Origin of the sequence: Winslowiella iniecta, from assembly GCF_001267535.1 — a bacterium.
Classification (GTDB): Bacteria; Pseudomonadota; Gammaproteobacteria; order Enterobacterales; family Enterobacteriaceae; genus Erwinia; species Erwinia iniecta.
Genome location: NZ_JRXE01000011.1, coordinates 1 through 22,440, shown reverse-complemented (window position 1 = coordinate 22,440; position 22,440 = coordinate 1). Strand labels below are relative to the sequence as shown.

The 22,440-nt window shown below is 54.5% G+C and carries 18 protein-coding genes; 6 read left to right on the top strand and 12 right to left on the bottom strand.

Features of this window, described 5'->3' with window-relative positions; all coding sequences use genetic code 11:
* Positions 1–7 precede the first annotated feature (7 nt).
* The 3 genes from NG42_RS09235 to NG42_RS09225 form a co-directional block, all read right to left on the bottom strand.
* Positions 8–295 carry a putative quinol monooxygenase gene (locus tag NG42_RS09235; protein ID WP_052899020.1) on the bottom strand — a complete coding sequence of 96 codons (288 nt, stop codon included), beginning with the start codon at positions 293–295 and terminating at the stop codon, positions 8–10.
* Between the two features lie 53 nt (positions 296–348).
* Entirely contained in the window at positions 349–3,879 is a 3,531-nt protein-coding gene (gene nifJ / locus NG42_RS09230; protein ID WP_052899019.1) for a pyruvate:ferredoxin (flavodoxin) oxidoreductase, read from the bottom strand.
* Between the two features lie 172 nt (positions 3,880–4,051).
* Positions 4,052–4,651, bottom strand: a complete 600-nt coding sequence (locus NG42_RS09225) for an acyloxyacyl hydrolase (protein ID WP_053115641.1) — start codon at positions 4,649–4,651, stop codon at positions 4,052–4,054.
* A 606-nt stretch (positions 4,652–5,257) separates the two neighbouring features.
* Between NG42_RS09225 and NG42_RS09220 the strand changes: the two genes are divergently transcribed.
* Entirely contained in the window at positions 5,258–5,533 is a 276-nt protein-coding gene (locus NG42_RS09220) for a putative hemolysin (RefSeq protein WP_052899018.1), read from the top strand.
* Positions 5,534–5,571: 38 nt separating this feature from the next.
* On the opposite strand, the gene NG42_RS09215 is transcribed toward NG42_RS09220, so the two are convergent.
* On the bottom strand, positions 5,572–6,564 hold the full coding sequence (locus NG42_RS09215; protein WP_052899017.1) for a 2-hydroxyacid dehydrogenase: 993 nt from the start codon (positions 6,562–6,564) through the stop codon (positions 5,572–5,574).
* 203 nt (positions 6,565–6,767) lie between these two features.
* On the opposite strand from NG42_RS09215, the gene NG42_RS09210 reads away from it, so the two are divergent.
* The 3 genes from NG42_RS09210 to NG42_RS09200 are packed head-to-tail and all read left to right on the top strand — an operon-like array spanning position 6,768 to position 9,916.
* A complete protein-coding gene (locus tag NG42_RS09210) occupies positions 6,768–9,401 on the top strand; it encodes a YdbH family protein (protein ID WP_052899016.1) in 2,634 nt (877 codons plus the stop codon).
* Complete coding sequence (locus NG42_RS09205) at positions 9,385–9,579, top strand: YnbE family lipoprotein (protein WP_052899015.1); 195 nt, start codon at positions 9,385–9,387, stop codon at positions 9,577–9,579. Before NG42_RS09210 ends, NG42_RS09205 begins: the two co-directional genes overlap by 17 nt.
* 13 nt (positions 9,580–9,592) lie before the next feature.
* Complete coding sequence (locus NG42_RS09200; protein WP_052899014.1) at positions 9,593–9,916, top strand: YdbL family probable chaperone protein; 324 nt, start codon at positions 9,593–9,595, stop codon at positions 9,914–9,916.
* 205 nt (positions 9,917–10,121) lie between these two features.
* Here NG42_RS09200 and NG42_RS09195 read toward each other — a convergent pair whose 3' ends face one another.
* On the bottom strand, positions 10,122–10,721 hold the full coding sequence (locus NG42_RS09195; RefSeq protein ID WP_052899013.1) for an FMN-dependent NADH-azoreductase: 600 nt from the start codon (positions 10,719–10,721) through the stop codon (positions 10,122–10,124).
* 260 nt (positions 10,722–10,981) lie between these two features.
* Between NG42_RS09195 and hrpA the strand changes: the two genes are divergently transcribed.
* Positions 10,982–14,884: an ATP-dependent RNA helicase HrpA gene (gene hrpA, locus NG42_RS09190; RefSeq protein ID WP_052899012.1), complete on the top strand. Its 3,903-nt coding sequence runs from the start codon at positions 10,982–10,984 to the stop codon at positions 14,882–14,884.
* A gap of 41 nt (positions 14,885–14,925) precedes the next feature.
* On the opposite strand, the gene NG42_RS09185 is transcribed toward hrpA, so the two are convergent.
* The 6 genes from NG42_RS09185 to rstA all read right to left on the bottom strand — a co-directional run bounded on the left by NG42_RS09185 (position 14,926) and on the right by rstA (position 20,157).
* The gene (locus NG42_RS09185) at positions 14,926–15,729 is read right to left on the bottom strand and encodes a trypsin-like serine peptidase (RefSeq protein ID WP_052899011.1); all 804 of its coding nucleotides are present in this window, start codon (positions 15,727–15,729) and stop codon (positions 14,926–14,928) included.
* 119 nt (positions 15,730–15,848) lie between these two features.
* A complete protein-coding gene (ydgU, locus tag NG42_RS23975; protein ID WP_479673039.1) occupies positions 15,849–15,929 on the bottom strand; it encodes a small membrane protein YdgU in 81 nt (26 codons plus the stop codon).
* Between the two features lie 86 nt (positions 15,930–16,015).
* Positions 16,016–16,402 (bottom strand): acid resistance repetitive basic protein Asr, encoded by a 387-nt coding sequence (asr, locus tag NG42_RS09180; RefSeq protein ID WP_052899010.1) that lies wholly within the window; start codon positions 16,400–16,402, stop codon positions 16,016–16,018.
* 189 nt (positions 16,403–16,591) lie between these two features.
* Positions 16,592–18,079, bottom strand: coding sequence for a carboxypeptidase M32 (locus NG42_RS09175; protein WP_052899009.1), 1,488 nt, complete (start codon positions 18,077–18,079; stop codon positions 16,592–16,594).
* A gap of 51 nt (positions 18,080–18,130) precedes the next feature.
* Positions 18,131–19,432 carry a two-component system sensor histidine kinase RstB gene (rstB, locus tag NG42_RS09170; protein WP_052899008.1) on the bottom strand — a complete coding sequence of 434 codons (1,302 nt, stop codon included), beginning with the start codon at positions 19,430–19,432 and terminating at the stop codon, positions 18,131–18,133.
* On the bottom strand, positions 19,429–20,157 hold the full coding sequence (gene rstA / locus NG42_RS09165; protein ID WP_052899007.1) for a two-component system response regulator RstA: 729 nt from the start codon (positions 20,155–20,157) through the stop codon (positions 19,429–19,431). Before rstA ends, rstB begins: the two co-directional genes overlap by 4 nt.
* A gap of 167 nt (positions 20,158–20,324) precedes the next feature.
* Here rstA and NG42_RS09160 point away from each other — a divergent pair, with 167 nt between their 5' ends.
* Positions 20,325–20,738, top strand: coding sequence for a hypothetical protein (locus NG42_RS09160; protein ID WP_052899006.1), 414 nt, complete (start codon positions 20,325–20,327; stop codon positions 20,736–20,738).
* Between the two features lie 46 nt (positions 20,739–20,784).
* On the opposite strand, the gene NG42_RS09155 is transcribed toward NG42_RS09160, so the two are convergent.
* Complete coding sequence (locus tag NG42_RS09155) at positions 20,785–22,176, bottom strand: amino acid permease (protein WP_052899005.1); 1,392 nt, start codon at positions 22,174–22,176, stop codon at positions 20,785–20,787.
* Positions 22,177–22,440 lie beyond the last annotated feature (264 nt).

Genomic DNA, 22,440 nt, shown 5'->3' with positions numbered 1-22,440 from the left:
CCGGCAATCAGTTTTTAATGATTTCCGGCGGGGATTTCAGCAGGTTTTCACAGCCAGCCAGCAGTTTTTTAAAATGAGGCTGTTCGCTATGTTCGGCGATGGCGGCTTCATCCTGCCACGTTTCATGGAACAGAAACACATTGCCATCTTCCACGCTGCGATAGAGATCGTAATGCACACATCCGGCCTCAGCGCGGCTCGGTGCAATACAGGCGCTTAATACTTTTTTCAGCTCATCGGCTTTACCCGGTTGTGCAACGAATTTAGCCACAATCATCAGGCTGTTATTACTCATCTCTGTTCTCCTGTTTTGTTGTTATCGGAGCGACATGCATGTCGCCCTCAGGGTTACGACTCTGCTTTTTCCTCTTTACCGGCCAACCGTGCCAGCATTTGATAGCGACGTTGCAGATCCTCACTGGCATCATGCCACAGCTGGCGCGCAACTTCAGGTTGTTGCGTGTAAAGACGGCGGAAGCGCTGTTCATTCATCAACGCCTCTTCCAGTTCGCTGGTAGGGGGACGTGAGTCCAGTGCCAGCGGCAGCTTGCCTTGTGCAGTGCGGCGCGGGTCAAATCGATACAGTGGCCAGAAGCCGCTGGACGTCAGCAGTCGCATCTGGTCGTGGCTGCTGGCTAAATCATAACCGTGATCTTCACAGGGGCTGTAGGCAATAATCAGCGATGGGCCGGGATAAGCCCCGGCTTCCTGGATGGCTTTCACCGTCTGATTCAGCTGTGCGCCGAGCGAAATCTGCGCCACATACACATGGCCATACATCATCATACTGACGCCAAGATCTTTGCGCGCCTTACGCTTGCCATGTTCACCGAATTTGGTCACCGCGCCCATTGGCGTAGCTTTGGATGCCTGACCGCCGGTATTGGAATAACCCTGGGTGTCCAGCACCAGAATATTGACGTTTTCCGTCAGGCTCAGTACATGGTCAAGGCCACCAAACCCAATATCATACGCCCAGCCGTCGCCGCCAATCAGCCAGATGGATTTCTCGACCATCGCATCAGCCGCACTGATTAACTGGCGGGCATCACTTTCATCGATAGGCTGCAAGGCGGCGCGCAGGGCAGATATTTGCTCCCGACGCTGAGGGATTGTGACGTTGTCACTTAAAAGCTGATTCACCAGTTCGGCTGGCAGCCGATCGCGGTAGTGTTCCAGCAGTCGAATAACGCGCTGGCGATGCTGGTCGACGGTTAAGCGGAAACCCAGGCCGAACTCGGCATTATCCTCGAACAGCGAGTTCGCCCATGCCGGTCCGCGTCCTTCGGCATTGGTGGTATAAGGCGTCGACGGCAGATTGCCGCCATAAATCGATGAGCAACCCGTCGCGTTAGCGATTAGCAGGCGGTCACCATACAACTGTGTCAGCAATTTAATATACGGTGTTTCTCCGCAGCCTGAACAGGCGCCAGAATATTCAAACAGCGGCGAAATCAGCTGCGAAGTGCGAATATCGATACGCTCCAGCTGAGCCGGGTCGATTTCCGGCAGCTTGAGGAAAAAGTCATAATTCTGTTTTTCCTCTTCCACGTGTTCAAGGCGCGACATCATATTAATCGCCTTGACCGACGGATTCTGGCGGTCTTTCGCCGGGCAGACCTCGACGCAGAGATGACAGCCGGTGCAATCTTCCGGCGCGACCTGCAAGACATACTTCTGGCCGCGCATATCACGTGCTTTTACCTCCATCGACTGGAGCTGTTCAGGTGCGGAGTCCAGCGCCTCTGGTGCCACCACCTTGGCGCGAATTGCCGAGTGCGGGCAGGCGGCAACGCAATGGTTACACTGGGTGCACAGCTCCGGTTTCCAGATCGGTACGGCTTCGGCGATATTGCGCTTTTCCCACCGGGTGGTTCCGGTTGGCCAGCTGCCATCCGGCGGCAGGGCGGAAACCGGCAGCGCATCACCCAGTCCGGCCAGCATGGCGGCGGTGACGGTTTTCACAAAATCGGGTGCGGCATCGGAGACGACCGGCGGACGCAGCGGACTGTTGCCGTCGACCGGCTGTAACGGCACATGTTGCAGCGCCTGCTGTGCCACCGCCAGCGCCTGCCAGTTCCGTTCAACCAGCTGCTGGCCTTTACTGCTGTAGCTGCGGGCGACGGCATTTTGCAGTTCGATGAGCGCACTGTCGCCCGGTAAAATTTGACTTAGCTGGAAGAAGGCCATTTGCATCACGGTATTAATACGTGCACCCAGCTGGCAGTCGCGGGCAATTTTCGCCGCGTTAATCACATAAAAATGCGCCTGTTTCTCGTTAAGCAGCGCCTGAACCTCTTGCGGCAAGCGTGACCAGACTTCATCGGCGCTGTACGGCGTGTTCAGCAGGAAAGTGCCGCCCGGCTTCAGTCGTTCAACCATCTGATACTTATCAATAAACTGCAACTGATGGCAACCAATAAAGTCAGCTTTATCAACCAGGTAGGCAGAGTGAATCGGTCGTTCGCTAACGCGCAGATGAGAAACGGTCAATCCGCCCGCTTTTTTCGAGTCGTAGACAAAATAGCCCTGCACATTGAATGGCGTACTGTTGCCGATAATTTTGATATTGTTTTTTGTCGCTGAAACAGTGCCGTCGCTGCCAAGGCCATAAAACAGCGCTTCAAGTCTGGCATGATTTGGCAGGCTATTTTCCGGCAGCGGCAATGAAAGGTGGGTGACATCGTCGTAAATGCCCACGGTAAAACGTGGCGGAGGATTATCCGCCGCCAGCGCGTGATAAATCGCCAGCACGCAGGACGGGCCAAACTCTTTCGATGATAAACCGTAACGTCCGCCGGATACCCGCGGCATCTGCTGACGCTCGCCACGGCTGAACGCTTCCGCAATTGATGTCATCACATCGAGATACAGCGGTTCTGCCAGCGCGCCCGGCTCTTTGGTGCGGTCCAGCACCGCAATATGTTTAGCGCTCTGCGGAATCGCCTGCAACAGATGGCGGGGAGAAAACGGGCGATACAGCCGCACTTTGACCACGCCAACGCGTTCGCCGCGTGGCAGCAGCGCGTCAATCACCTCTTCGCAGGTGCCCGCCGCCGAACCCATCACCACGATAACCCGTTCGGCCTGCGGGTGGCCGTAATATTCAAATGGCTGATACTGACGACCCGTTGCGGCGGCGAAATCATTCATCGCCTGCTCAACATGGCCGCAGGTGGCGTTATACCAGGGATTGGTGGCTTCGCGTGACTGAAAGTAAGTATCCGGGTTGGCGGAAGTGCCGCGAATGATCGGATGATCCGGTGACAGCGCGCGCTGACGATGGGCATCGATAGCATTTTGCGGCATCAGGCGTTGCAGCGTGGTGTCGGAAATCGGCGCAATTTTGTTGATTTCATGTGAGGTGCGGAAGCCGTCAAAAAAGTGGATAAACGGAACCCGGCTGTTCAGTGACGCTATTTGCGCAATCAGCGCGAAATCCTGCGCTTCCTGTACGCTGCTGGCGCACAGCAGGGCGCAACCGGTCTGGCGCACCGCCATCACATCGGAGTGATCGCCAAAAATAGATAGCGCGTGAGTAGCGACAGTGCGGGCCGCGACGTGCAGCACAAAGGGCGTCAGCTGACCGGCCAGTTTGTACAGCGTCGGGATCATCAGCAGCAAACCCTGTGATGAAGTAAACGAAGTGGAAAGGGCGCCGGTTTGCAGCGCACCATGTACCGTGGCGATAGCGCCGGCTTCCGACTGCATCTCCACCACCCGCGGGATATCGCCCCAGATATTTTTGCGGCCATCCCCGGACCAGGCATCGGCTAACTCTGCCATCGTCGAACTGGGCGTAATCGGATAGATAGCGATCACTTCGCTGGTGCGAAAAGCGACTGAGGCCACGGCTCCGTTACCGTCGATAGTTATCATAGTTGACCCTTAGCTTGAGCGTTTCTGCCACACAAAGAGAGTGGTTATCCATTCAGTCTAGCAAAGGGGAAGGCGGTGAATTTTTACTTTTGTGTGCTCTGCCTGAGCAGAGCACCGCCAGGCAAACCGGGTTACTTTCTCGTCACTTTCACCCGATCAGGTTGCAAAAGCATCAGAAATTATACGCGAGGGCAGCACCATAAAAGTTCTGTCCGCTATTTTGTTCTGATAAACCGGCATTAGAGAAATGACGGATATAAGCTTCGACCGCAACCGGGCCAAAATTATAGCCTAAGGCCGCTTTTTCCCCGAAGGTGAAAGCGGTGCCGATTCTGTTAGTGGCTTTGGTTTTCATATAAGCCCCCAGACCCAGCGAGGTATAAAAGCCGCCGAAATAAATCACGGCAATATCCTGTGAAAAACCGGCATAGCCCAGATTATATTGCTTCATGTCGGTGGTTTTAGGATAACCAGGCGAACCCACGCGGTCATTATCACTGCCATTCTTCCCTCTGAAAGCACCCACTTCAAAATTAAACCGTCCCTGAAGGAAGTTAAAATAATGAGTTGGTATTCCATATGATAAGCTTGCTATATAAAGGTTTTCTGTTTTTGGATCTTTAATATCATTACGGATGCTTTGCCCGGCGCTAATAAGTAACTGATTTTCATTGTCACCGAACATGACGTTAGCCGCTGCGGCGGGTAAGGCGCTTGACAACATACCGCACAGCAAACTGCTGGCAATAATGGCATTCCTTTTGATTTTCATTATTCAATTCCTTCTGGTTATATTATTAAAATTAACGAAAGACGCTTAATTCGGCTAGCTTGTCATTATCAATAATGAATGCAAGCCCCGTGCATCTTTTGCCATAAAAAGATGGCGTAATCAACTATTAATTAAGGTGGGGTTTTAACGAAGGAAAAGGATAAGCAGAAGTTGATAAGAATTTAATCATCATGATTTTCCTGTCGATTTATCTATTTCATCTCAGAGGTGAGGATTTTATTAAATATAGTTCTCATAACATTGCTAATCACGCTGAATTAATCACGCCTAAAATACTTCATAGCGGTTCCACGCCTTTTTCTCCGGTAGTCTGTCTGACAAAGAACGGGTTAAAAAGTGCGTAACGACATCTCGTGTGGCATTCTGCGCCGCGACATCAGGCTTCGCAGGTAAGTTACTGATATGTCAGATTATCGATTTCCTTGATGGGCATCCATGATGAAACATCATGACAATCAAGAATCCTGCTATTGCTATTTCGCCAATTTTATTTAGTTGAAAATTGATCTCAGGCCTCGACCTGCGATTAATCGTGACATATGCTGACTACGCTTTTTCCCATGACATCTTCCCGGAGCCCGACATATGAAAGCAGCGACTTTTCTGCTTGCCGGCGCTGTGTTGCTGTTATCAGCATGCAGCAGCAACGTCGACAACGAACCGCCGCAGCAGGCAACTGCCGCCCACGTACCAGCCAGAGTGACGATGTCCGATTTAGCGGCAACGAATTGCGCCAGTGCCGGTGGCACGCTGGCGTTGTCTCGGCAGTTAGATGGATCATCAGTAGGGATGTGTCAGCTCGCCAATGGGCGTCGCTGTGAGGAGAGTGCGTTACTGAGTGGCAGCTGCGCACGCTTCTGAGAGGTGGATAACGGGTCACCGTGAGTGACCCGAAAGAACTACGCGGTCAGCTCGTTGGCGCAGGCTTCGCCTTGTTCCAGCTGACGTAAATTCGCCAGCGTCGTTTCGGAAATGCTGGTCAGCGCTTCGGCGGTCAGAAACGCCTGATGGCCGGTAAACAGCACATTGTGACAGGCCGACAGACGACGGAACACATCATCCTGAATCACGTCATTAGATTTATCTTCAAAGAACAGATCGCGTTCATTTTCATACACGTCCATTCCCAGCGAGCCAATTTTTTGCTGTTTTAGCCCATCAATCGCCGCCTGCGAATCGATTAATCCACCGCGGCTGGTATTAATGATCATCACCCCATCTTTCATCTGGCTAAACGCGCTGGCATCGAGTAAATGATGATTTTCCGGCGTCAGCGGGCAGTGCAGGCTAATCACATCCGACTGCCCGAACAGCGTTTTGATATCAACATACTCAACGCCTAACTCCAGAGCCTGCGGGCTGGGATAAGGATCAAACGCCAGCAGACGCATGCCGAATCCTTTCAGAATACGCAGCGCGGCAATACCAATTTTACCGGTGCCGACCACGCCGGCGGTGCGGCCGTGCATATTGAAACCAATCAGGCCTTCCAGTGAGAAATTGGCGTCGCGGGTGCGTTGATATGCGCGATGAATGCGGCGGTTAAGCGTCATCATCATACCGATAGCGTGTTCCGCCACCGCTTCCGGTGAGTAGGCCGGCACGCGCACCACGCGGATACCAAGCTGTTTCGCCGCATCAAGGTCGACATTATTAAACCCGGCGCAGCGCAGCGCGACAAATTTAACGCCCAGCTCAGCCAGCTCTTCCAGCACCACGCGTCCGCCGTCATCATTGACGAAGATACAGACGCCTTCACAGCCGACGGCCGTTTTTGCCGTCTGCTCATTTAACAGGAAGTCAAAAAACTCCAGCTCAAAACCGTAGCTTTCATTGACGTGCTCAAGGTATTTCCGGTCATATTGCTTGGTGCTGTACACCGCAAGTTTCATCATTCCTCTCCTGCTTCAAGGCAATTAAGCTGATTCTCTGTTCATCTTAACAACTATTCTCATGGCGCTGTAAAAATCTCGTCGGCGGGTTGCCATTTCGCAGTGAGGAATTATTTGATTTAAAGATAAAAACTTCACCGATATGCCGTTACGTGCCATCATTTAAGACAATAACTTCACGGACAGAACGGATATTCAGTGCCATGACTCGGGGCTTTTACATTTTTTGTGCTGCGGTGCTGGCTTTAGTTCTGCTGTTAACCGGGATGATGCTGACCGTCACCCAATGGCTGCCGCGGCTGGCCGGGATCTGGTTGCCGCAAGATACCACTATTGCGCTGGACGGCAGCCCGCGCTGGCGCAACGGCGGCCTGTGGTTGCCTGGCGTGCAGTATTACGCCGGTGATTGCCAGCTGACGGCGCTGACCCATGTGGCGCTGAGTTATAAAGCACAACGCTGGCAGGCCGCAGCAGATAACGTCAGTTTAAATACCGCCTGCCTGAGCAAATTGCCGCCGGATGAAAATCGTGATGCGCCACGTTCACTGGCCGACTGGCAGGCAATGCTGCCGGATGCCGATGTCACCATCACTCAACTCTCCATTGCCCCTTATCAGGATTACGCCGGTAAACTTCAGCTCTCTTCCCGTGGAGGAAATCAGCAGCTGGACTATCAGGGCGATAACCTGCGTCTCAGTGCGCATTTACAAGGGCAACAGCTCGCTATCCGCCAGATTAAGATCCATCATTCGGCGCTGGCGCAGCCGGTTGAGCTGTCGGGACAGTTAACCTTACCCACTTTTCCTGACGGTTTACCGCGTGCTGGCCAGCTGCATGGCGATCTCAACTTACAGGGATTACCACAGCCGCTGAATCTGCAACTTAACTGGCAGCAACAGCAGGGTGAACTGCTGGTGAAGCAACAGGGCGACAATGAACCGCTAGTGAGATTGCCGTGGTCAGTATCAGCGCAGCAGATTGCGATTACCCAGGGTAAATGGCGCTGGCCGTATGCCATGCAGCCGGTTTCTGGCGGCGTGTCGCTGACGCTAAGTCAGTGGCAGCAGGGGCTGGCGGCCACGGAAATTACCGCGCGGCTTAACGTATTGACCGAAGGACGTGGCGGTAAAGGCAATGTGGTGCTGAGTGTCGGGCCTGGCCATCTGGATATGCTTAACAGCCAGCTTCCTTTCCAGCTTACTGGTGCCAGCAAACTGGCAAATTTGCAGTTCTATACCAGTATGCCGGGGATGATCAACGGTTCACTGCTGGATCCGCAAGTCACCCTCCAGCCTGGCGCGCTGCTGCGGATGCGTGGCCGCTTGTTATCGACGCTGGAAGTTGATGAAGCGCGCTGGCCGCTGGCGGGGGTGAAAATCTCTTCAGCCGGTATTGATGGCCGTTTACAGGCGATTCTGAAAGCCCATGATCCGAGTATGGGGCGCTTTATGCTGCACCTTGATGGCCGTGCCGCCGATTTCTGGCCGGACAAAGGGCGCTGGAGCTGGCGTTACTGGGCGACGGGTTATATGGCGCCGCTCTCTGCCAGGTGGGATGTAGCCGGCACCGGCAGCTGGCAGGACACCACCATCGAACTGAATACGCTGTCGACCGGCTTTGATCGCCTGAGCTATGGCATGGTCAGTATGCGAACCCCGCGGCTGACGCTGACGTCACCGCTGCGCTGGCAACGTGCAGCGGATAAAGCGGCCTTCAACGGCGAATTGCAGCTGGCGGCGCGTGAAACCCGCTTCAGTTCCGGCGGTTTCCTGCCGCCTTCAACTTTGAAGCTGGCGGTAACCGGACGCGACCCGGCCAACTTTTTATTCAGTGGCGCACTGAACGCCGAAGCGATAGGCCCGGTAAGGGTCAATGGCCGCTGGGATGGTGAACGGCTGCGTGGCCAGGCCTGGTGGCCGCAACAGTCGCTGACGGTGTTTCAGCCGTTGCTGAGTAACGATCTGAAGCTGAAAATTCAGTCCGGCACGCTGAAAGCGCAGGTGGCATTCTCGGCTGCTACCGATCAAGGCTTTGAAGCGGGCGGCCACTGGGTGGTTAACCAGGGCAGCGTGCGGCTGCCGGACAACGAGATCAATGGTATCGATTTTTCGCTGCCGTTCCGGCTGCAAGCACATCAGTGGCATTTTGGTGCGCGCGGCCCGGTATCGCTGCGGATTAAAGAGATCAAAAACCAATTTGCTATGCACAATGTTACCGCCGATTTACAGGGCACTTACCCGTGGAGCGAGCAGCAGCCACTGACGCTGAGCAATGTCAGTGTCGATGTGCTTGGCGGCCAGCTGAGTATGGCGCAGCTGGCGCTGCCGCAGCATCAGGCGGCGACGGTGCGCTTGCAGAATCTTGAGCTAAGCGAACTGGTCACGGCAATTAAACCGAAGCAGATTGCCATGTCGGGACGGATTAACGGCGCGTTGCCGTTGTGGCTAAATCATTCGCAGTGGTTAATACAGGATGGCTGGATCGCCAACAGTGGCAATCTGACGTTGCGACTGGATAAACAGATGGCGGATGCCATCGCCAGCAATAATATTGCTGCCGGTGCGGCGATTGACTGGTTACGTTATATGGAAATTTCGCGCTCGTGGGCGACCCTTAACCTCGACAATTTAGGCGAGCTGACCATGCGGGCGCAGGTCGATGGCAGCAGCCGTTTTCGCGATAAAAATCAGCGGGTGGCGTTAAATTACACCCAGCGTGAAAATCTTTTTCAGCTCTGGCGCAGCCTGCGCTTTGGCGATAACTTGCAATCCTGGGTAGAAGAGCATGCTACCTTGCCGTCGCAGAAGGAAAAAAAACCTCATGACACTGACAACTAAACTGCTGGGGCTGTTACCGATCTGGGGGCTGCTGGCGGGTTGCGTACCGCGCATTGAAGTGGCCGCACCTAAAGAGCCGATCACCATCAATATGAATGTGAAAATTGAACATGAAATTCATATTAAGGTGGATAAGGATGTGGAAGCGTTGCTGAAAAATCAGAGCGATCTGTTCTGATAAGGAGCCGGAAATGAGAAAGTTACTCTGGCTGGTGCTGGCTGGCATGCTGTTCTCGCCGTCGGCATGGGCGCTTTCCCTGGATGAAGCGCGACAACAGGGGCGAGTAGGTGAAACCCTGAGCGGCTATATCGCACCTGTTCAGCAGGACAGCACCACACTGGCGCTGGTGGCGCGGATTAATCAGGGCCGTGAGCAGCAGTATCAGCAACTGGCGCAGCGAAACGGGATGTCTACCGCGCAAGTGGCGCGTATTGCCGGGGAAAAACTGGTCCAGCGCGCGGAAGCCGGGGAATATGTGCGCGGCATTAACGGGCTATGGTTGCAGAAAAAGTAAACACTTATCGGCTGGAAGTATGATTCGCCTGACAGATAAACTCAAGATTAAAGCGACAGGACTGTAACTCTCTTGCCCGGAAAACAATGCCAGTCACAATGTGACTGGCATAACCCAGGGGAGCCGTTTTCGGCTACCGTCCTGAGGGGAAGCAGGGGGCTAACCCCGGCACGAGCGGCGAGAACGCCGCCCCTAAAGTGAGCAATTAAGCCGTAGCCAGCTGCTTGATCGCGTCTTTCGCATCGGTGGTCGCTTTGGTGGCGACTTCCGGACCGTAAGCAATACCTTCAGCAAAGACAAAGTTTACGTCGCTGATGCCGATAAAACCGAGGAACAGTTTAACGTATGGGGTCAGCAGGTCAGCAGGGGTATCTTTGTGGATGCCGCCGCGGCTGGAGATGATCACCGCACGCTTGTTTTTCACCAGACCTTCCGGGCCTGCTTCGGTATAACGGAAAGTCACACCGGCACGGGCAATCAGGTCAAAATAGTTTTTCAGCTGGGTTGGGATGTTGAAATTGTACATCGGTGCCGCAATAACAATGGTGTCGTGTGCTTGCAGTTCAGCAATCAGCTCATCAGACAGCGACAGCGCTTCTTGCTGACGTGGCGTCAGTGGCGCTTCGGAAGGACGCAGTGCGCCGACCAGCTCACCGTCCAGTACCGGAATCGGGTTAGCGGCTAAATCACGTACGGTCACGTCATCACCTGCGGTTTTCGCTTGCTCAACGTAGAAGTCAGCCAGCTGGCCTGATTGTGAGTAACCGGCGAGAATACTGGATTTAAGAACTAATACTTTGCTCATGATCTTTTCCTGTTTGTTAATGCGGAAGGCTGTCCGCTCAATGGTTTACACTTTAGGGGCATTTATCATCGAGTGATAGCGCAATATTTCGAGAGCTATGTTCGAAATTATTGAACAAGCATACCTAGAGATGGCGCTCACACTTATTACGCTGTGCTAAACTGCGCGCCAACGACTGAAGAATTTTATTAACGCCAGCAGGGCGACGACACTTCCTCTGATAATTAACCGTCGCTGCGCCAAACGGGTACTGAACCAACATGTCTGAAAATACCAACAACTCGCCGCTGACGGCACTCTATCCTCGTCTGGACGCACTGATGCTGCGCGATCGTCAGAGCTTGCAGCGCCGGATGCAAGGCGCGAAGAAAGTGAAAAGCCCGGCGGCCCAGCAGGGCATTGCCGCTGAGCTGAGTCAGGAGATTGCCGACGCCGAGCAGCGCGTGGCGCAGCGTCTGGCGGCAACACCGAAAATGACCTTTCCGGAAAATCTGCCGGTCAGCCAGAAAAAACAGGCGATAGCGGAAGCGATTCGCGATCATCAGGTCGTTATTGTTGCCGGTGAGACCGGCTCAGGCAAAACCACCCAGCTGCCGAAAATTTGTATGGAGCTGGGTCGCGGCATTAAAGGGCTGATTGGTCATACTCAGCCGCGCCGCCTGGCGGCACGTACCGTGGCGAACCGTATTGCCGAAGAGCTGGAGACCACGCTCGGTGGCTGTGTCGGTTATAAAGTTCGTTTTAACGATCAGGTTGGTGACACCACGCAGGTGAAGCTGATGACCGACGGTATTCTGCTGGCCGAGATTCAGCAGGACCGCCTGCTGATGCAGTACGACACCATCATTATCGATGAAGCGCATGAACGCAGTCTGAATATCGATTTTCTGCTGGGCTACCTGCGCGAACTGCTGCCGCGTCGCCCGGATCTGAAAATCATTATTACCTCCGCGACCATCGATCCTGAGCGTTTTTCCCGTCATTTTAACCATGCGCCGATCATTGAAGTCTCCGGCCGGACTTATCCGGTTGAGGTGCGCTATCGCCCGGTTTCCGAGGATATTGATGACAGCGATCGCGATCAGCTACAGGCGATTTTCGATGCGGTTGATGAGCTGGGCCAGGAAAGTCGCGGCGATATTCTGATCTTTATGAGCGGCGAGCGGGAGATCCGTGACACCGCCGATGCGCTAATCAAGCGCGACTTACCGCATACCGAAGTGCTGCCGCTGTATGCCCGCCTGTCGAACGCCGAGCAGAACCGGGTCTTTCAGTCGCACAGCGGTCGCCGCATCGTGCTGGCGACCAACGTCGCGGAAACCTCGCTGACGGTACCGGGGATAAAATACGTTATCGACCCCGGTACGGCGCGTATTAGTCGCTACAGTTACCGCACCAAGGTGCAGCGTCTGCCGATTGAGCCGATTTCTCAGGCTTCGGCAAATCAGCGTAAAGGGCGCTGCGGACGCGTGTCGGAAGGTATCTGTATTCGCCTGTATGCCGAAGAGGATTTCAACAATCGCCCGGAGTTTACCGATCCGGAGATTCTGCGCACTAACCTCGCGTCAGTTATTTTGCAGATGACCGCGCTGGGGCTCGGCGATATCAGCGCCTTTCCGTTTGTGGAAGCGCCGGATAAACGCAATATTCAGGATGGCGTGCGCCTGCTGGAAGAGCTGGGCGCGATTACCCAGGAAGAGGGGCAGCGCTATAAACTGACCGCTTCCGGTCGTCAGCTGGCACAGTTACCAGTTGACCCACGTCTGGCGCGGATGGTGCTGGCGGCACAGCAGTATGGCTGTGTGCGCGAAGTGATGATTATTACCGCCGCGCTGTCGATTCAGGATCCGCGCGAACGCCCGGTGGATAAACAGCAGGCTTCAGATGAAAAGCACCGGCGCTTTGCGGATAAAGACTCCGATTTTATGGCGTTTGTGAATCTGTGGGACTACCTGAAAGAGCAGCAGAAAACGCTGTCATCCAGCCAGTTCCGTCGCCAGTGTAAAACCGATTATCTTAACTATCTGCGGGTACGTGAGTGGCAGGATATTTATACCCAGCTGCGGCAGGTCGTGCGTGAACAGGGGCTACCGGTTAACACTGCGCCAGCCGAGTTCCGCGAAATTCACCTCGCGTTATTGAATGGTTTACTGTCGCATATCGGTCAGAAAGATGCAGATAAACAGGAGTTTACCGGCGCTCGCAATGCTCGTTTTGCTGTCTTCCCCGGTTCCGGCCTGTTTAAGAAGCCGCCGAAATGGACCATGGTCGCCGAGCTGGTGGAAACCAGCCGTCTGTGGGGGCGGATCGCGGCGCGCATTGAGCCGGAATGGATTGAGCCGATTGCCCAGCATCTGCTGAAACGCAGTTACAGTGAGCCGCACTGGGAGAAAGCCCAGGGCGCGGTGATGGCGACGGAAAAGGTCACCCTGTATGGCCTGCCGATTGTTGCGGCGCGTAAAGTGAATTACAGCAAAATCGATCCGGCGCTGTCACGCGAGCTGTTTATTCGTCATGCGCTGGTGGAAGGCGACTGGCAGACGCGTCACGCGTTTTTCAAAGCTAACCTGAAATTGCGCACTGAAATTGAGGAACTGGAGCATAAATCGCGCCGTCGCGACATTCTGGTGGATGATGAAACGCTGTTCGCTTTTTATGATCAGCGCATCGGTCATGAGGTGGTGTCCGCACGACATTTTGACAGCTGGTGGAAAAATGTCAGTAAACAGACGCCGGAACTGCTGAATTTTGCCAAAGAGATGCTGATAAAAGAGGGGGCGGGGAATGTCAGCAAGCTGGATTATCCGAACTTCTGGCATCAGGGCAATCTGAAGTTACCGCTTAGCTATCAGTTTGAACCCGGCACCGATGCCGATGGTGTCACGGTACATATTCCGTTGCCATTGCTGAATCAGGTGGAGGAAGCCGGTTTTGAGTGGCAGATCCCCGGCGTGCGCCGCGAATTAATTATCGCGCTGATTAAATCACTGCCGAAACCGCTGCGCCGTAATTTCGTGCCGGCACCAAACTATGCTGAAGCTTTCCTCGGGCGTGCCACGCCGCTGGAAACGCCGTTGCTGGAAGCGCTGGAGCGCGAATTCCGCCGTATGTCCGGCGTTACCCTTGAGCGTGATGCCTGGCAGTGGGATCAGGTGCCCGATCATCTGAAAATGACCTTCCGCGTGGTGGATGAAAATAACCACAAGCTGAAAGAAGGCAAAGATCTGAGCGCATTGCGTGCCGGGTTAAAAGATAAGGTGCAGGAAACCCTGTCGCTGGTGGCCGATGATGGGCTGGAGCAGAGCGGGCTGCATCTGTGGAGTTTCGGCGATCTGCCAGACCACTTTGAGCAGAAGCGCGGTAACTACAGCGTAAAAGCCTGGCCAGCGCTGGTCGATGAAAAGGACAGCGTGGCGATTCGTCTGTTCGACAGTCAGCACGAACAGCAGAAGATGATGTGGCGCGGTCAGCGACGGTTACTGCTGCTGAATATCCCGTCGCCAATTAAATATCTGCATGAAAAATTGCCGAATAAGGCCAAGCTCGGTTTGTACTTTAATCCTTACGGTAAAGTGCTGGATTTAATTGATGACTGTATTGCCTGCGGCGTGGATAAATTGATTGCTGAGTCTGGCGGTCCGGGCTGGCTGGAAGCCGACTTTACCCGCCTGCATGAAAAAGTGCGTGCGGAGCTGAATGAGACGGTGGTGGAGATCGCAAAACTGGTCGAGCAGATTCTGACCTCGGTGTTCGCGATCAATAAACGCCTGAAAGGCCGCGTGGATATGACCATGGCGCTGGGACTGTCGGATATTAAAGCGCAAATGGGCGGGCTGGTGTATCGCGGCTTTGTGACGCAAAACGGCTGGAAACGCCTGCCGGATACATTGCGTTATCTGCATGCGATTGAGCGTCGTCTGGAAAAATTACCGGTCGATCCGCACAGCGATCGCGCACGGATGCTGAAAGTTGAGCAGGTGCAACAGGCGTGGAGTCGCTGGTTTAACAAGCTGCCGCCGACGCGTCAGGATGATGAGGACGTGCAGGATATCCGCTGGATGATTGAGGAGCTGCGCGTCAGCTACTTTGCTCAGCAACTGGGGACGCCGTATCCCATTTCCGATAAGCGTATTTTGCAGGCGATGGAGCAGCTCACAGCTTAACGCGTGACAGTCAGGGCGGCATTGATGCTGCCCTGACTATTTTACAGCGCTAACGCTTCCAGCTGATCGCGAAATGCGGTCACGGCAATCGCGCGGTTATCCGCCCGGTAACGATCTTTCGCCGCCGGAGCGGAGCTTTGCACCGCAATTAACTGCCAGCCATCATCGACTTTCAACAGCAGTGGGGAGCCGCTGTCGCCCGGCAGCGTATCGCACTGATGGGATAGTACCGAGCGCTGCGCCCAGCCGGTGACCAGACAGTCGCGATGCGAATAGAGTGTTTCCAGATGATCTTCCGGGTAACCGGCCTGTGTCACCTTACGCTCCGCCGCTTTCAGCGCGGCGGTCAGCTCACTGCGTGACCCGGCAAACAGCGGAACCGGCGTAATGCCCGCCGGGGGATTACGCAACACAATCAGGCCGTAATCATAGGGTGCCGCAGCAGCAGGCACGATCCAGCCGTCACCCTCCGCCTTCAGTTTTTTTCCCAATGCCGGATCGACCCGCGCTTCAATATCGTGAATCTCATAGCGCCAGCCTCCGGCATTGGCAATAAAACGCAGCGCCACCGGTGTATCCAGCTTGCCCGGCGGGGTCAGCAGACAGTGACCGGCGGTCAGCGCCAGATGAGCAGAAATCAGGGTCGCGCTGCACAGGTTACCGCTGGCGGTTTCCAGTTGGCCAATAGCTTCCCACGGCACGCTGGCGGTGTCGTCCACCGCCTGGCGATCGTCTTTTCCAAAAAACAGGGTTTGGGTGTCGTCTTCGCTGAGCGAATCTTCATCAGCATGGGAATAAAATGCCAGCGACAGCAATCCCATTAATACCACGGCCGTTATGCGCATATCACTCTCAGGAAGGGTGAGAACTGTTTAAATAGTCATTATCACGCGTGAAGAGTTAACTATAGACGGTGAGCAGCAAAAAAGGGAGTTTAATTCGTAATATCAGCACGCTACAGCATTTAAAGCCAGAAGCTGACGGTAATGATACCGCAGAGGATCATCGTAATGAGGATAATTTCGAATAAATAGCGACGCACCATTTCCGCTACTCCAGGAAAGAAACACCCGGAGTAGCCGGGTGTTTAGCAAAGTCAGACCGGCTGTCGCAGGTTAACCCGCGACATCATTATGCTGCAGGTGCAGCAGCGGTTTTCTTAGCGACTTTTTTGTGATGTTTTTTGGCTGCCTGCGCTTTCTGCGCAACTGGTTTGGTGGCTTTTTTATGGTGCTTATGAGCCGCCTGCGCTTTCTGTGCTACTGGCTTAGTGGCTTTTTTATGATGTTTTTTAGCGGCCTGCGCTTTTTGTGCAACTGGTTTGGTGGCTTTTTTATGATGCTTTTTAGCTGCTTGCGCTTTCTGAACCGCAGCTTTGTGCTGTTTTTTATGATGCACAGTTTTGTGAGCAGTGGTAGCGGTATGCGTGGTAACCGGAGCCGCGGTGGTTTCAGCAGCGAAAGCAACGGAAGACAGACCCATAGCAGCGGCGACAACCAGAGAAACTAACTTTTTCATTATCCAACCCTCGAATGTTTTTCATCTATTAGCCCACTGCGGGGCCGGTGAAAGCACTATAGGGAATTGGCAGGGGAGTTTCCGTGAGTGATTGGTATCGGCGTGTAACCGAATGTACAACGGCTGTCGCGGTCGTAGGGGAGCCGTTTTCGGCTCCCCTCCTGATGGCGTAAGAGGTTTCCCGGAAAATCAGTTATTCAGATAGCGATTTTCCAGATGCTGACGGAAATATGCCGGATTAAGATCTTCGCCGGTAGCATTCGTCATCAGCTGACGGGTGCTGAAACGGCTGCCGTGCTGCCAGATATTCTGCTGTAGCCAGTCAAAGATCGGCTGCAAATCCCCTTCGCGAATCTGTGTTTCCACTTGCGGCAGGGCGCGTTTTAGCGCCTGGAATAGCTGTGCGGCATACATTGCGCCGAGGGTGTAAGTCGGGAAGTAACCGAAGGCACCGTCGGTCCAGTGAATATCCTGCATGCAGCCATCACGATAATTACCGTGCGTATCAACGCCAAGGTAAGCCTGCATTTTTTCCTGCCAGATGGCCGGAATATCGTCGACTTCAATCTCGCCACTTATCAGCGCGCGTTCAATCTCATAGCGCAGGATCACGTGAGCCGGATAGCTCACCTCATCGGCATCAACGCGGATAAAGCCAGCTTTGACCCGTTGATTAAGACGGACGAAATTATCCGCCTGCAACGCGCTCTGATCGCCCATATGCGTGGCGACCTGCGGCAGAATCAGTTGCAGGAAATCGGCGCTGCGTGCCAGCTGCATTTCGAAGAACAGGCTTTGCGATTCGTGAATGGCAGTGGAGCGGGCATGGGAAACCGGCTGTCCAGGCCACTGTTTCGGCAGATTTTGCTCATAACGCGCATGGCCGGTTTCGTGGATTACCCCCATCATGGCGCTGAGAAACTCATTTTCATTGTAACGCGTGGTGATGCGCACATCTTCCGGCACGCCGCCACAAAACGGGTGCGCACTGACGTCGAGACGACCGGCATTAAAATCAAAGCCCAGTTGTTGCATCACGCTAAGGCCGAGCTGACGCTGAGATTCGATGGCGAACGGCCCGACCGGGCGATCGACTTTTTCCTGCGACTGTTTGTCGACAATGCGTTGCAGCAGCTGCGGCAGCCACTGTTTCAGGTCGCCAAAGGTTTTATCCAGCTTCGCGCTGGTCATGCCCGGCTCAAACACATCAAGCAGCGCATCATAGCGCGAGCAGCCGTTGGCCTGGGCACGGATTTCAGCCTCTTCACGACTTAGTTTGACCACTTCTTTTAAGTTACTGGCGAAGCCCTGCCAGTCATTGGCCGGACGCTGCTGACGCCAGGCGTGCTCGCAACGTGAACCCGCAATCGACTTGGCTTCCACCAGCGACGCAGGTAGCAGGGCAGCCTGCTGCCAGGCACGGCGCATTTCGAACAGGTTAGCGCGCTCAACATCATTCAGCGACTCCTGTTCCGCGCGATCCAGCCAGCCGCCAACCTGCTTGTCGGTTAAGATTTCATGCTGCAAAACGCTTAGCTCCGCCAGCGCTTCGCCACGTGCGCGGCTGCCGCCTGCCGGCATCATGGTTTGCATATCCCAGCCAGCAATGGCTGAGAGATGGCCGAAACGCGACAGGCGCTGGAAGGTTTGAGTCAGATGCTGATATGCAGATGTCACGTGATGTCTCCTTGAGCACGAAAAAGGCCGGTAGCCCGACCTGAAAGTAGATTAGGCGATCGCTGTTGTCGGCAAGGGTAAATCAACCGGCCAGCAAAAGCGAACGCAGGCACCGCCAAGCGGGCTGCTGTCGATAATCACATGGCCGCCCAGTGCCTGGGCAACCGAATGCACGATCGCCAGCCCTAAGCCGCAGCCGCCGGTAGCGCGATCGCGACTGGGATCGAGACGCACAAACGGCTCAAACACCCGCTGGCGTTCGGCAAGCGGGATGCCGGGGCCATCATCTTCCACCTGTAAACAGGCGATATTACCGTCAAACCACAAACCCACCCGCAGTTGCCGATCGGCATAGCGCAGCGCGTTATTGACCAGATTATCCAGCACCCGCTCCATCAGCCGGGTATCGGCAATGCCAATATTGTCACGCTGTGGCGTATCAAGGCTGATCAGGTGTTCAGGATGGAGGATACGGATATCGTCCAGTCTTTCCTGCAACCAGCCGGCAAGATCGAGCCGTTGCAGATTCAGGCCAACTTCCGGGCGGTCGAGTCGTGCATAGGTCAGCAGCTCTTCAATCAGGGCTTCCAGCTGGCCAATATCGCGATTCAGGGCGGCGGACTCCGCTGCGGTCAGGTTATCACTCATCTCCAGCCGGTAGCGCAGGCGCACCAGCGGCGTGCGCAGCTCGTGGGCGATACCGTCGATCAGCTGTTTCTTGCTGGCGACCAGCGTATTAATGTTATCCGCCATCTGATTAAAGGCGACGCCAAGGCGAATCAGGCTGGACGCATTGTCGAAATGGATGCGCTCATCAAGATGGCCCTGACCAAAACGCTGCGCCGCCGACTCCAGTTTCAGCATATCTTTCCAGTGCGGGCGCATCCAGATAAAGACCGGAAACGCCAGCGACAGGCCGATAAACGCTAACAGCGCAATATCCAGCAGCCGCATCTGATGCAGGAAGAACAGGTAGGGAATCGGGCCGACCACCAGCACATAGTGGCTACGCGGAATATGCTGCAAAAAGCTGTAGTCATCGTCCAGTGTGACGATTTCACCAGCACGTAAGCGACGCATATCCGGCGCGTCGAGCTTAATTTTGTTCAGCGGTTTGATATGCATCTTAAATGACAGATTCAGATCGAGATTATTGATGGTCTTATTCCAGTCGCGCGGCGGGATCCCGCGCAACTCGCTGCTGATCAGATACAGCGAACTTTTCATCATGTCGTCCATCGACTGACGGCCGGAGCGCTCTGCGGTGAATTTGTACACCAGACCTACCAGCAACGCCATCACCAGAAAGCAGACAAACAGCAGCAGGTAAAACTGGATAAAGAGCTTTCTCATGCGTTGATATTTTCCCAGGCATGGGGGGCAAACAGATAGCCTTTATTACGGATAGTTTTAATCCGGTAAGGCTCGGTGGCACTGTCATTTAATTTTTTACGCAAGCGCGAGACAGCAACATCGATACTGCGATCCATTCCGTCATAACTGACGCCGCGCAGGGTTTTCAGCAGTGCGTCACGATTGAGGGTCTGCCCGGCATGGGTCGCCAGCTCCCACAGCAGATCAAAATCGGCGGTGGACAGCGCGATATTTTCATCAGACAGCGCCACCTGGCGATTAATGGGATCGATAAACAGCGTGCCAAAACGCAGCGCTTTATGGCCCGACTGTGCCGGAGCAATCTCTTCGCTGCTGTTGCCGTTGCCTGCCTGTCGCAGATGGAGCCGCAGTCGTGCCAGCAGCACCGCAGGCGGCGTAGTTTTCAGGATATAGTCATTGGCTCCCATCTCCAGCGACAGGATATGGTTCATATCACTGTCCAGTGAGGTGAGCAGCACGATCGGCCCGGACCAGCTGGCGCGCAGGTCGCGGCACAGCGTCATACCATCTTTGCCGGGCAGCATAATATCCAGCATCACCAGAGCGGGCTGGATGGCGCTGATAACGGCTTCGGCACGATCGCCGCGACTTTCTACGATCACATCAATACCATGGCGGCCGAGATATGCGGCGATTAATTCACCAACGTCCTGATCATCTTCAACAAATACTATTTTGCTCATAATGCTGTACGTCTGTTTGCGGAGGAGAGCAGCATATCCTTTCTTTCGGAGAACAACTATGAACCCTGGCTAAATAACTCAAGATGTATAGTACTGCCCCCCTAAAATATGCCATTATATTCACAGGGTTTTTTTAGGGTATTTTTTCCATCGGGAGGAGAGTGAGGGTGTCTGAGAAAGAGCTGGCGTCAGCCGGGTACAGTGACCGCATCTGCTTCAATTATATGGATTTTCTTTCTGCTTCATGCAAAAAACGCTGGAGCTTTGTCGATGCAATTTACGGCGTGCTGCCCATCTTTGGTATGGTGACGCGCAATCCCGACAATCACCAGCCCGCCTCGTCCGAAAGACTCAAAGAATTAGCGTTGCAAATCATTTCAACACAGGTCAGCGATGAAATTAACATCGCCCGACTGATTACGCTGGCTGAACAGCAGCAGATTAATCAGCTGGATATCCTGTTGCCTTACACACTTTCGGCACAGCAGCTGGAAGCCATTCAGCTGGAATATCGCAAACCGCTGAATCTTATTCAGCATAACGACCGTCTGAGCATCCATTTTCTGCCCACCGCGCATTAAATCAGTGTGAACCTTCAGACTTCCGCCTGAAGGTTCAGACAGCGCGCTATTTTACCAGCACCCACAGCGCCGGTACGGCGGCCACCATCAGCATAACAATCGAGCTGCACTCCATGCGGCTTAAGCGTTGTGCTGCGCGTCCGCCGCGACGGGCGAATAAAAACAGCAGCAGGCCTGGCGCATACAGCACCACCGAGAGCAATAAGTGCAGCGGGCCGGAAGCGTACAGTAACCATAAGCCGTAGGCGCAGGCACCCAGCGCCACCAGCGTAATGCCGGGTTTATTCAGCTTGCGCGATACCTGGTACAGATACGCACCGACCAGAAAATAGGGCACCAGGATCATCTCAGAAGCGATGGTCAGCAGGGTGTTGTAATCGGAATGCGTCAGCCAGATCAGAATCAGGCACAGCTGGACGCTGCCGTTGGTCAGCCACAGCGAAGCCGATGGTGCACTGCGGTCATTCTGCTTACTGAGCGATCGCGGGAAAGCCCCCTGTTGCGCGGCGATAAACGGCACTTCAGCCGCCATAATCGTCCAGCTGAGATAAGCACCGCAGACCGAAACAATCAGGCCGACAGCAATCACCACATCGCCCCATGAACCGATCAGGCGCGTCATCAGCCCGGCCATTGAAGGGTTGCGCATCTCTGCCAGCTCGGCGCGCGGCACAATACCCAGCGACAGCAACGTCACCAGCAGATAGACGCACAGCGCGGCAATCACCGCCAGCAGCGTGGCGCGACCGACATCTTTCTTCTGCCGCGCACGAGCCGACACCACCACCGCGCCTTCCACACCAATAAACACCCACAGGGTGATCAGCATGGTCTGTTTCACCTGTTCCCAGACCGGTTTGCCCAATGCCACGCCGGTGAAATCAAATTTAAAGCGGTCGAGGTTAAACGCAGCAATCGCCAGCAGCACAAACAGTCCCAGCGGCAGCAGTTTTCCGAGGGTGGCCACCAGGTTGATACTGGCGGCGGTCTGCACGCCGCGCAACACCAGCCAGTGCACCAGCCACAGCAGAATCGACGCGCCTAAAATTGCCTGCCAGGTGTTACCGTCGCCAAACACCACATGGCCGGGCGAATCGGTGAAGAAACTCAGCGCCGAGAAAACAATCACCAGATAAGAGACGTTGGCAATCACCGCGCACAGCCAGTAGCCCCAGGCGGAGCAGAAGCCGACCAGATCGCCGAATCCGGCGCGTGCGTAAGTAAAGATACCGCCATCCAGCTCCGGCTTTAGCCGCGTCAGTAATAACATCGCCAGCGCGAGAAAAATAATTCCGGTGCCGGTAATCAGCCAGCCAATCAGCAGCGCCGCTGGGCTGGCAACCGCCGCCATATTTTGCGGCAGACTAAAGACGCCCGCACCCAGCATCGAGCTAAGCACCAGAGCGGTGAGGGCGGTGAGACCTAATTTTTTATCCAAGAATATGTCCTGACTACAGCATAAATAACTAATGGACAAGCTAACGAACGAATTTCACACAATGAAAGGCGAATATTTTCGACCGAAACCCCTAAAACTGGCGGCCGATTTTACGGAGAGGGAAAGCGGAGTGCAATGACTGACTATGCAAAAACTGCTACAGATTATTCAGAAAAGAAGTTCCCGCAGGGTCTGGGCTACAACCCGACCGGCATGGTGGCGGCACTGACTTACTGGTCAGCCAAAGCGATTCGTGAACAGTAT